This is a genomic window from Arthrobacter koreensis (assembly GCF_009193255.1).
Lineage (GTDB): Bacteria > Actinomycetota > Actinomycetes > Actinomycetales > Micrococcaceae > Arthrobacter_B > Arthrobacter_B koreensis.
Map to the genome: position 1 here is coordinate 372,850 of NZ_WACG01000001.1, position 11,731 is coordinate 384,580.

The following is an 11,731-nucleotide window of genomic DNA, read 5'->3' on the forward strand; positions in this document are numbered from 1 at the left end:
GCCCAGTGCCCCGCAGGCGGCCGATACTGGCACGCGGGCACGGTCAGTCGTCGTCCCTCAGTTCGAGCTTCAGCCCGAGGGCCCGCGCGACTTTGGCGATGGTCGCGGTCGTGACATCGTTGTTCGCCTCGACACGGGCGATGGTCGGGCGCGACAGCCCTGACTTCTCGCCGAGCTCCCCCTGCGACCACCCCTGCCTCTTGCGGGCTTCGCGGATGACATCGCCGATGCCCGCCTCCGGCTGCAGGGTCATTCTTTCGGCTCCTCGGTCTCGTCGCCGTCATCCGGATCGGAGCGATGCTGAGCGTGGAGTGCATCTGCGGCAATGTCCGACATCTGGCCAAGAAACGCCGGGTCAGTCATGTAGGACTGGATTTCCCGGGACTCCTTGACGGTATTCAACACAGCCAGGCCAACGGCGCCGCTGAATCCTTCTGAGGCCTTGAGCTGGGCAACTGTGTTGTTCTTCGCCATCGCCACAGCCTCCTCGTTCGCGTCGAGGAACCCCCAGAAGGTCGTGATGAAGCCAGCGACGCTGTCCGGGCTCACGTCGATCCCCTTGGCCTTGAACATTTCATTGACCTTATCGATGGCCTCGTTCAGCGGACCGCGTTTCAGCGCGACGCTGCCGGCGTGCTCGCCGTCGAAGACTGGGAACTTGATGCCCTCGGTACTACCGTCGCTGAGCGAGTAGTCCTCCTCGATCGCGGACGGGACTAGCTTGACGCCTGAAAGCTGCACGCCCTCGAGGTAGCTGTCGTCGCGGTCCTCGCCATCGGTATGGAGGTTCCGGCCCAGAATGGTCGCCAGAATGGCACGGCGGTGCAACTCCGGGTCCTGGTAGTCGACGATCTGGCTGAGGAACTGCCAAGCGTTGCGATACCCGAGCACGTCGGCGCGAAAGGACTCGAGCTTCTCCTTCCCCTTCTTATCGTTCGAGAGCACGGCCTGCCTCCACTGACCGGCCCAGCGGTTCTTAATGGGTGCGAGGACCTTGGCGATCGCCTCACCACCGGAGTCCTGGAGGAAGGCATCGGCGACGGCGTCCATCTCATCACGGGTGTACAGCCCCGCGGTGTCCAGACGCTCCCCCAGCGTTATCAGGGCGTTCGGGTCGACGTCACCTTCGACGTGCGCATCAGAGTAATAGAGCTTGAAGTCCGCCTGAATGCTGGCCGGAGTGTTCCGGAAGTCGACGACCATCGGCGCTGTCTTGCCAGGATAGATCCGGTTGAGCCGTGAGAGCGTCTGAACCGTGGCGACGCCCGAAAGCTTCTTGTCAACGTACATCGCCATGAGCCGCGGCTCGTCGAAGCCCGTCTGAAATTTGTTGGCCACAATTAGAACTCGGTAGACGCCCTGTTCACGGAAAGCTTTGCCGACGTCGCTGACGCCATTGACTGCGACCTCGGTGACGCCCTCGCCGGCCTCGTCCGTGAGGGAACCGGAAAACGCCGCGAGCGTGTGGATTTCGTAGCCCTTCTCCGCGATGTAGGTGTCCATCTTCCGCGACCAGCTCAGCGCCTCCATGCGAGAGCTCGTGACCACCATGGCGCGAGCCTCCCCGTCGAGGAGCGGCTGCACATTCCGCCGGAAGTGCTCGACCACGACCCGCACCTTCTGTGCGATTGCCGTAGGGTGGAGCCTCGCATAGCGAACGATGTTCGAGACCGCTTCTCCGGTGTTTACCTGAACCTCTTGCTCAGAGTCCCTGCAATCGAGGGAGTTCTTGACGTGGAGGAACATGTCGTAGGTCGAGTAGTTGGTCAACACATCGAGGATGAAGTCCTCCTCGATTGCCTGAGCCATCGTGTAGGTGTCGAAAGCCTCCCATCGGTCGTCGCGCTGCGTACCGAAGAGGCGGAGCGTCTTCGCCTTGGGCGTAGCGGTGAATGCGACGAAGGTAATGTTTGCGGATGCTGCAATGGCCGAGTCCTCGGCGGCCAGGAGGTCTTCAGCACTGATGTCCTCGTCAGGGTCGAGCTCAACGTCGACGAGCAGCTCCTTGAGCTTCTTCGCGGCAGAACCCGTCTGCGAGGAGTGGGCCTCGTCCGCGACCACGGCCCAGCGCCGACCCCGCAGCTCCTGACTGTCCTCGATGAGCTTCATGACCTCGGGGAACGTCTGTAGCGTACAGGTGATGATGTGGTCGCCCTCGACTAGGGCCTTCTTCAACTGAGGGGACTTAGCCCCCGATTTCTCTCCCACGGTTACCACGAGGCCCTCACTCGCCTGCACGAGCTTCATGTCGTCTCGGATGTTCTCGTCGAGGACGGTGCGGTCTGTAACAACGATGACTGAGTCGAATGTCGACTTGGAGTCGGCACTCATGTGCCGGATCAGACGGTGGCTAAGCCAGGCAATCGTCTTTGTCTTGCCCGAGCCGGCCGAGTGCCAGATCAGGTAACGATTACCGGTGCCGTTAGCTTCGATGTCGGCGACCACCCGCTCAACGGCGCGGAGCTGATGAAAGCGGGGGAAGACCAGTCTGCCATCGTCCTTCTTGCCGGACCTGCTCGGTTCGAACAGCGCGAAGTCCTTGAGGATGCGCATGAACGTCGTGCGCTCCAGAATCTCGCGCCACAGGTAGTTCGTCGAGGACCCAGTGCCCGAGGGAGGGTTCCCCCCGTGACCGTCGTTGCCCTTGTTGAATGGCAAAAAGACCGTGTCCCCGCCCTGCAGTTTGGTCGTCATATAAACGAGGTCGTTGGACACCGCGAAGTGCACGAGAACGCGTCCGGGGGTGAGTAATGGACGGCTCCTGCCCGGCTTTCGGTCCTCCTTGTACTGACGGATCGCACTGTTGACAGTCTGCGTATTGTCGGTCTTGAGCTCCATGGTCACTACAGGGAGTCCATTGGCGAGAAGCACGACGTCTATGCTCTCGTTTGTCTTCGTGTCGAAGCGGACCTGGCGCAGGACGCGGAGGCGGACGGAGTCGGACGCTTCGACGACCTCGGTGAGTTTCGGGTTCGCAGGGGGAAACGCCATCATTGGGCCGAACTTCGCAGCAGGACGGCCAATCTGCGCGTAGGAAAAGCCTTTGCGCAAGACACCGAGCAATCCACCAACCGGGTGCCCGGTCGTCGGATCCATTCGCGTCGCTTTGGCGAGCTCCTTTGTGATGTGTGTCAGAAGCTTCCGTTCGGCATCAGTCTTCTGCTCGCCGGCCAGGTCGCCTGGTACCGCTTTCTCGTACTCGTCCGGGTACTGAGTGGACATCCAATGCAGCACATCAGTCGGCACCATCGCCAGGTCGGCTTCCCAGCCGGCCGGTTTCCCGTCGTCCTCGTACAGCCACCCACGCTCGGCCAATTCTGAGCAGAGGTTCTCCTCGAACTCGTGTTCCATCAGCTGTGCGTGACTCATGCTACTTCCTTCTTGCCGGTGACGACATCGGTAATCAAGGCCGCGCGGCGCTCTACGAGCAGGGACTTAAGGTCGGCGACCTTCCCCAGCATGGCGTCGATCCTGCCAATGGTTTCTTCTAAAACTGCCACGATGCTCATTTGCGCGTCGACCGGAGGGTGCGGAACTCGCCAGCGGCGCAAGATTGTTTGACTGATGTTGGGTTGTCCTCCACCGACGGCCTGGCGAATGATGTCGTTTCGTTGGCCCCACAACGTGTAATAAAAGTATGTCGGATTGATGCCGCGAGGGCTGGAGAAGGCGCAGCAGGCCTGATTCAAGGTCGCGTCAGTCTTTAGGATGCCGAGACGACCGATAGTGGCTCCATACATCGCGATAAGGATTGACCCGCTAGGGTGAATTCTTAGGGACGAAATCGAGTCGACAGCAGCTCTTGTCACGCGCTGGTTGGTTTCAAGGATCTCTTTCTCGCGGAGCTCGGAGCTCGTAACCCACGCGATCCCGTCCTCGCCGTCGCTGTAGAACTCTCGCTCTTTCGGAGTTGTCCCGCTACCAATCGAGTCGAACAAATGAGCAGTAGGCACCGTCTCCCACCGCTCGCCGCTTGTCCGGAACTGAGTCTGACGCTGTATGACAGATAACTTACGGCTGTCGAGCTGTTCAGCGAGGTCGTCCAACTTCACGATCATCGCATCGATCTCGCTGGTCTCATGGTCGAGGAAATCAGCGATGGCCCGTTGGGTGTTTAGGTCGAAGTCAGGCACGCGGAATTCACGGAGTCCAATCCACTCAGCGCGGGGCATCTTGGTGCCTTTCGAGGCCGCCTCAGCGTACTTGACGAAATCCCGGCTGCCTACGACGTAGCTGAGAAAACGAGGTAGGACACCCTCAGAAGGCCGGTAGACATGAATGTCACCACCTGCGGTGCCTACACGGTCAGCCAACCAGTACTTCGCGAGATACGGTCGAAGCTTGCCAAACAGGATATCGCCATCGGAAAACGGGGTGCCCTTGGCTGAATAGTGTGACAGTTCTCCTTCGACGAGCCGTCCGACGCCGGAGACTATGTCCTCCAGAGAGACTTGGAATTCCAAAGGTTCTGCGGATTCCGAGACGAGGCTGGCGACGGACCAGAAGGGGACGGTCCTACTCAACGGCCTTCACCGCCTGGAACATTGCGCCGAGCTCGAGCATGATTTGCTGCACGTCGGCATCTATCTCTTCGAGGGGACGGGGCTCTTCGGGCACGTAGAAAATCCGAGTGAAGGGGATCTCGTTGCCCACTTTGGCATTCGACCCGTCCCATCGCGCGCCCGGTGCGAACGGCAGAACTTCGCGCTTCATATGTTCGTCAAGGTCGTCACTCAAAGGCACTCGCTCGGTGAGCTTCCATCCATCCTCGAGAACAGGCTTTCCCTTCCGATCGATGGCCACAGGAGCAGAGTCATCGGGTGCGGCCATCGCCTTCATAGCGGCGTCGACTAGCCCGACGCCGACCTTGAGACCGGCGGCAGTCGCGGCCTTCGGGAACACCTCCGGCAGGTCGTTCCATGCTGTACAGGCATGTGCGAGCGAGCGCAGGACCTCGGCGTGTTTGTCCGTGAAATCCTTGCGCGAGCGGAGGGTATTAACGGCGTCCTCGGAGTAGCGAGTCGAAAGCCGTGCCTGTTTGTAGACAGGCACGTCGCGGAACATGAAGTCTTCCTTCGTCATTACACGCGAGATCGAACGATCGGCATACTCGAATTCCTTGTACGCCTGCAGTACAACGTCACGGTTGACACGGCTCATTCGGCGGCGTTTATAGCCCATACTCTTTTGCAGCGGCTCCCACTGTCCGGAGCCGTCAATAAGTTGTATCTTGCCTCGGCGACCGGGCTCCTTGTTCGTGTCGAGAATCCACACGTAGGTCGATATGGCGGTGCCGTAGAACATCTCCGCAGGCAGTTGGATGATCGCGTCGATAAGGTCCTCGTCGAACAGCCACTGACGGATCGCGTTCGGGCCCTTGTCACTGTTGAAAAGGGGTGAAGCATTCGAGACAACGGCAGCGCGGCCGCCCTGCCCATTCTTGCCCGCAGGACTTAGCTTGGACGCGCAGTGCGCGAGGAAAAGCATCTGACCATCGCTCTTCGATGGGAGACCGTGGCTGAACCGTGAACCTGGAGTCTTCGCCTGCGCCTTCACCGACGGCGCTTGGACTTCCCAGTCCATGCCGAATGGCGGGTTGGACAGTACGTAGTCGAAGGATTGATCAGCGTACTCATCACGGAGCAGCGTGTCACCACGAATGATTGCGTCAGGTCGGCCTCCTTGAATGAGGAGGTCAGCCTTGCCGAGAGCGAACGCCGACGGCATGAGTTCTTGACCGTAGAGTGTGACGTCCACCTTCGCGTTGGTCCGCTTCAGGGCTTCCTGCGCCATCAGCAACATACCACCGGAGCCCGCGGTCGGATCGTAGACCGAACGCGCTGCATGATCAGAAGCAATCATGGCATCGTCGTTGCTCACCAGCACATCAACCATCAGTCGGATCGCATCGCGCGGCGTGTAAAAGTTACCGGCTGCCTTACCTTTCTTGTTGAAGGCCCGGTACATGACGTCCTCGAAGACATCGCCCATGCTCGTGTCGCTGAGGCTGCTCGGGCTGAAGTCGAGCGTGGAGAAGTGCTTGACGACCGCGTGGAGGCGGTTGGCATCAGCAAGGACCTGCGCACGCCGGTTAAATTCGAAGGCAGCCCAGATGTCTGCGATGTTATTTGAGAAGCCATCGATGTAGCTCTTGAGAGACTTGTCCACGTTGTCATCGACCGATGCAATGGTCGCTAGGTCAAGCGAGGAGACGTTGTAGAAGCTCAGTCCGAATCGGTCCTTGACCGCGATGTCGATGAGGTGCTGGGGCATACCGGAGAACGCGTCAACGTACTTGATGACGTCGTCCTTGGTGTCGGCGAGCATGCACTCCAATCGCCGGAGGACGGTGAAGGGAAGGATGTAGTCGCCGTAGTCCTCCTCGTCGATAATGTTACGCAGGTACTTGTCTGCCGTGTCCCAGACGATCCGCGCCGTTGTCTTCCTAGATGCTTGTGCCGAGTCGGCCATACGTGCTCGTTCCTCAATCCGTTTCCTGTATCAAAGACTTTACATGCTTGACGTATCGGACAATTCCGTCTCGTGGCCGAAGCGCTCCGCAACCTCGCAACCTGCAGTCTTAAAAGTCCAAGACAACGGAAACATCGGCATCGCCAGCTGCGCCAGTCACACCACCACTTCCGGCATCTATCGTCTAAATCTCATCGAGGACGGACCGACGTTGTGCCAATTCAACAGAATGAAACGTCGTCCGGCATTTGATTGTTGCCTCCATCCTCCAGCTCGAAACGTGTACCGAAGGTGGGACGACCTCCTGATCGTGCCAGGAGTCATGGTCTTCAACACGTACCTAGGATGCTTCCTTATCGCCTTCACGGAACGCAGCCAGGGATGCCTGCGTATAGTCGGTCCTGAATACCTCGAAGTATGCGCCGAATAGACGGCGTACCACTGTAGCGAAAAGCAGGACGATGTGCAGACCAAGAGCAATTATGAGGGTGGTTCCGAAACGACCGAGCCACCCCGTGTGCAAGGTGCCTCCTAGGACGAGGGCAGTGACAACGATTCCGACGATGCAGAGCGCGAGAAAGGAAATGTAAAGGGAGGCAGCCGCGGTCTGACTTACCATTCTGGCGAGGCGGCCATTGCGCTTGAGGCTAACCGTTTCGGACATCTTGATCCGCAAGTTTGCAAGGAACACAAAGGACGTCAGCATCGACCCGACCAGAAGGCCACTGCCGCTCAGCATTGCAGAGAGCGTGGGTTGGGTTAGAGGCCCGCCGAAGACAGCAAAAAAGATCCCCGCTGCGACTGGGACGACAAACACGACCATCCGAGTCGGCCAAGCGATATGGCTTGCTTCAGTACGCCGAAGCCCTCCAAGCACCTGACTAAACAGCTGCTTCAAGCTGAATCTCGCTAGGTCAGCTTCGCGGCCCATGGTTCCCTCCTTCGCTTAGCGATGAGTCTAGGACCAGGGTCCGACCGCCCACCATCCCGGGTCCCGTACAACTCCCTTTACCTCGAGGACTTCCTCCAGTACATCGTGACACGCACCCTCGAAGTCCTGGTCGCTCGGACGCCTCTGCTCGTCGATGGGGTAGACAAAGCGTGGCCAACCAGATGTGACGTTGATCGTTCGCTGCTTGCCGTCCTTAACCGTGACGATCTTCTGTTCGTCAAAGCCGTCGGCGTGGACGCCCAGCACAGGCGCCAGGTCAATGCTGGGGTGACCTGACAGGAGCGTCTTGAGTTCCCGCAATATCCGCCCTGCCTTCTGCCCTCCTGGATCAATGTTCAGGTACAGCCTGAGTCCGCGGACGCCGGCCGGGTCAACCAGGGCCCCGTCGACTGCGTCACCGTGCTGTATTAGATCCACACCCTGAATACCGACGTCATCCCGGCTCAGATAATTCTCCCACCCAACACCATCGGCGATGTCATGTTCGCCTCGGAGCGTGAGCATGTACTTGCGTAGACCCTTATCTAGCGCATTGAAAAAGTGTGTCATCAAACTGCCGTTGCCCTGGACCTCGAAGGCCGCCAAAAAAACTTTCTCGCTGGGGGGCACCACCGCCAAAATGCGCGCTGCCCTCAATACAGCCTCGTCCTCACCGATGTCCTTGCCATCGACCTGCTGGTGCGTGTTCGTGTCGACCACGCGCGCCGCGCTCCCGAAGGTGCCCGATGACCCATACATCCGGAAAAGCCATCCAGCTTGCCGCAAGGAGTCCAGTGAGAAATAGGTGGAGCGCTTCTCGTCGCGCTCGCCCAGTCCAACTATCGACCTAAGTTCTTCGGCGATTAGTTCACCAATCGGTCGGCCTCCGATTAGGAAGGACATGTCAAGCGGGTCGTTGCGGCGCGTCTCCGTTACATGAAAAAGTCCAACACGATAGCCGTAAGAAGTCATCGATCCCCCACTTGACCATTTCTGGTCAAACTCAAAGTACGTAGTCGCCCCATGACGACTGTCTTGTGTGACGGCCGCACGCCCCGGACAGACTAGCGTATATGAGGCGTGGGCGTTGCAGCTGCGATCAGCTACTTTTTACCCTGGCTTGCAGAGGTTATTCCGTGACGGAACTCCACCACGTCGCCGTCGGCCATCACATAGTCCTTGCCTTCAATCCGGACCTTGCCGTGGGCCTTGGCCTCGGCCATAGAGCCGGCCTCAACCAGATCGTCGAAGGAGACAACTTCGGCCTTGATAAAGCCGCGCTGGAAGTCGGTATGGATGACGCCGGCAGCCTGGGGGGCGGTGTCGCCGCGGTGGATGGTCCAGGCACGGGTTTCCTTGGGACCGGCGGTGAGGTAGGTCTGCAGGCCGAGGGTGTGGAAACCAACGCGGGCCAGCTTGTCCAGGCCGGACTCTTCCTGTCCGCTCATCTCCAGCATTTCGCGGGCTTCTTCTTCGTCAAGCTCCACCAGGTCGGCTTCAAGCTTCGCGTCGAGGAAGATGGCGTCGGCGGGGGCAACGAGTTCGCGCAGCTCAGCCTGGCGGTCCGGGTTGGACAGCACGGCGTCGTCAACGTTGAAGACGTAGATGAACGGCTTGGCGGTCAGCAGGCTCAGTTCGCGCAACTGGTCCATGTCCAGCTTGTCCTTCTCAATGGAAGAGAAAATCGTGTCTCCGCGCTCAAGCACAGCCTGTGCGGCCTGCATGGCAGCCAGCTGCGCGGCGTCGCGCTTCTTGATCTTGACTTCCTTCTCCACGCGCGGGATGGCCTTCTCCAGGGTCTGGAGGTCCGCGAGGATCAGTTCGGTGTTGATGGTCTCCATGTCCGAGCGGGGATCAACCTTGCCGTCCACATGGACAACATCGGGATCGTCGAAGACGCGGATAACCTGGGCGATGGCCTCGGCTTCGCGGATGTTGGCGAGGAACTGGTTGCCCAGGCCTTCACCTTCGGAGGCACCCTTCACGATGCCGGCAATGTCCACAAAGGACACGGTTGCGGGCAGGATGCGGGCTGAACCGAAGATCTCGGCAAGCTTGGCGAGCCGCGGGTCCGGCAGGGATACGACGCCGACATTCGGCTCGATCGTAGCGAACGGGTAGTTCGCCGCCAGAACGTTGTTGCGGGTCAGCGCATTGAACAGGGTTGATTTGCCGACGTTGGGCAGGCCGACGATGCCAATAGTAAGAGCCACGGTAGAAATCTTACCGGGGCAGCCCGGCTGAGCCGAACCGGGGCGATTTCCGCGGCTCCCCCGCATCGAAATGGCAGAAACTGCACGTTTCAGCTTCGATACGTGCAGTTTCTGTCATATGGATGGCGAGGGGAACGGGCGGAGCTAGGAGCGGCGGCCGCCGAGGCCCCGGGAAGAGTCCCCCATGGCCTTGAGCGTGGCGCGGATTTCCTTGGGCAGGGAGAAGATGATGTCCTCTTCCGCCGTCACCACTTCCTCCACGTCCCCGTAGCCGTATTCGGCCAGCAGGTTCAGCACGTCCTGGACCAGGTTCTCCGGAACGGAAGCACCGGATGTGACGCCCACGGTCGAGACGCCTTCGAACCATGACTCGTCCACCTGGTTGGCGAAGTCAACGCGGTAGGAGGCCTTGGCACCGTATTCCAGCGCCACCTCAACCAGCCGCACGGAGTTCGAGGAGTTGGCGGAACCAACCACAATCACCAGGTCCGCATCCGGCGCAATCTTCTTGATCGCGGCCTGGCGGTTGGAGGTGGCGTAGCAAATGTCGTCGCTGGGCGGATCCTGCAGGTTCGGGAACTTCTCCCGCAGCAGCTTCACCGTGGTCATGGTTTCGTCCACGGACAGGGTGGTCTGCGAAAGCCAGATGAGCTTATCCGGGTCCCGGACCTCGATCTTGTCCACATCCTCGGGTCCGTTGACGATCTGCATATGGTCCGGCGCCTCACCGTAGGTGCCTTCGACTTCCTCGTGTCCCTCGTGTCCGATGAGCAGGATGTCGAAGTCGTCCCGGGCAAAGCGCACGGCTTCCCGGTGGACCTTGGTCACCAGCGGGCAGGTGGCGTCGATGGTGCGCAGGCCGCGGTCCTCCGCGGACTGCACGACGGCGGGAGAGACACCGTGGGCGGAGAAGATCAGCAGGGAGCCTTCCGGCACCTCGTCCGTCTCATCGACGAAGATGGCGCCGCGTTCTTCCAGCGTGCTGACGACGTGCAGGTTGTGCACGATCTGCTTGCGCACATAGACGGGCGGGCCGTAGTGTTCCAGTGCCTTTTCGACGGCGATCACGGCACGGTCGACACCGGCGCAGTAGCCTCGCGGCGCCGCGAGCAGGACCCGGCGCGCTCCGGACACCGGCGCAGCGGCAGCAACCTCTTCGGGGCTGCGGCGACGGCGTGGCACGGTGGGCATCGGCACGGAAACGGCTGTGCTGGTCATGACTCCATGCTAGCCGGTAGGGGGACGGACCCCCGAGCCGGAACTGGCACGTCCGCTGTCAGCGCACATCCCGGCGGGATCCGGCTGTCAGGCGAAGCACCAGTCCCAGGACAAAGGCCACTCCCCCGCCGATCAGCAGCACCAGCAGCCAGGACTGGAAGCTCGCCTGCGCAAGAGGAACCAAACCGTCCACGAACGTCGAAGCTACCGGGTTCGCAGGCGTCTGTCCCTCCACAACCCGTCCGGCCGCTCCCGAGGCCAGCCACAGGACTCCGGCGAGCACAGCGAGGCCCGCACCGGTCAGCGCGAGCGTCGTGGAGCGGCGTCGTGCAACAAGCAGGCCGAGCAGGGCGGCGAGCACGGCAGCGGCGGCCAGCAGCGGCCAGGAATCGGCAAAGCGCACCATGGTTTCAAGTTCTGCACTGCGGTCCTGGCCGGAAACCGTCAGCAGCCGCTCCCCTGCGTCAGCCGGTTCGGTACCGATTTCACCGGCGATCTGAGCGTTGACGAGGGTCAGGAGCGGGCCGAGGTCCAGGGTGGGCGTCCCGGCATCGAATGTAGCGGTGTGGGAACGCTCCAGCGTCTGGGTCCAGGCCTCGGGGTAGCCCGGCGCATCCTGGAACCCGGAAACCACCCGCTCAATGATTGGTTCGACCAGGGAAACCAGCCCGTCCGGCAGGCCGTCGGTCACCGCGGCACTCGCCTGGGACGCTACCGCTGTGGACAGCTGGGCCTGGAACGGTTCGTCTTCACCCAGCGGCTGGGCAAGCTGGGCGAATCCCTGCGCGGATACGACGTTCTGCGCCAGCCAGACGCTGCCCACTGCGGCCCCGGAGAGCACGAGTGCTAGAAGGACCAGGATTGCCGAACCGAAAGTGCGCATAGTTTCCCAAATCTT

General features: G+C 60.7%; 9 protein-coding genes. All 9 read right to left on the reverse strand.

Annotated elements, in window-relative coordinates; genetic code table 11:
* Positions 1-43 precede the first annotated feature (43 nt).
* Positions 44-253 carry a helix-turn-helix domain-containing protein gene (locus tag GD628_RS01670; RefSeq protein WP_152273656.1) on the reverse strand — a complete coding sequence of 70 codons (210 nt, stop codon included), beginning with the start codon at positions 251-253 and terminating at the stop codon, positions 44-46.
* On the reverse strand, positions 250-3,369 hold the full coding sequence (locus GD628_RS01675) for a type I restriction endonuclease subunit R (RefSeq protein WP_152273657.1): 3,120 nt from the start codon (positions 3,367-3,369) through the stop codon (positions 250-252). Before GD628_RS01675 ends, GD628_RS01670 begins: the two co-directional genes overlap by 4 nt.
* The gene (locus GD628_RS01680; protein ID WP_152273658.1) at positions 3,366-4,463 is read right to left on the reverse strand and encodes a restriction endonuclease subunit S; all 1,098 of its coding nucleotides are present in this window, start codon (positions 4,461-4,463) and stop codon (positions 3,366-3,368) included. Before GD628_RS01680 ends, GD628_RS01675 begins: the two co-directional genes overlap by 4 nt.
* Before the next feature lie 52 nt (positions 4,464-4,515).
* Positions 4,516-6,471: a type I restriction-modification system subunit M gene (locus GD628_RS01685; RefSeq protein ID WP_152273659.1), complete on the reverse strand. Its 1,956-nt coding sequence runs from the start codon at positions 6,469-6,471 to the stop codon at positions 4,516-4,518.
* Positions 6,472-6,811: 340 nt separating this feature from the next.
* Entirely contained in the window at positions 6,812-7,402 is a 591-nt protein-coding gene (locus tag GD628_RS01690; protein WP_152273660.1) for a hypothetical protein, read from the reverse strand.
* Positions 7,403-7,429: 27 nt separating this feature from the next.
* Positions 7,430-8,374 carry a hypothetical protein gene (locus GD628_RS01695; protein WP_152273661.1) on the reverse strand — a complete coding sequence of 315 codons (945 nt, stop codon included), beginning with the start codon at positions 8,372-8,374 and terminating at the stop codon, positions 7,430-7,432.
* A 131-nt stretch (positions 8,375-8,505) separates the two neighbouring features.
* Positions 8,506-9,615: a redox-regulated ATPase YchF gene (gene ychF, locus GD628_RS01700; RefSeq protein ID WP_193313173.1), complete on the reverse strand. Its 1,110-nt coding sequence runs from the start codon at positions 9,613-9,615 to the stop codon at positions 8,506-8,508.
* A gap of 144 nt (positions 9,616-9,759) precedes the next feature.
* Positions 9,760-10,833: a 4-hydroxy-3-methylbut-2-enyl diphosphate reductase gene (locus GD628_RS01705; protein WP_091602886.1), complete on the reverse strand. Its 1,074-nt coding sequence runs from the start codon at positions 10,831-10,833 to the stop codon at positions 9,760-9,762.
* Positions 10,834-10,891: 58 nt separating this feature from the next.
* Complete coding sequence (locus GD628_RS01710; RefSeq protein WP_152273663.1) at positions 10,892-11,716, reverse strand: hypothetical protein; 825 nt, start codon at positions 11,714-11,716, stop codon at positions 10,892-10,894.
* Positions 11,717-11,731 lie beyond the last annotated feature (15 nt).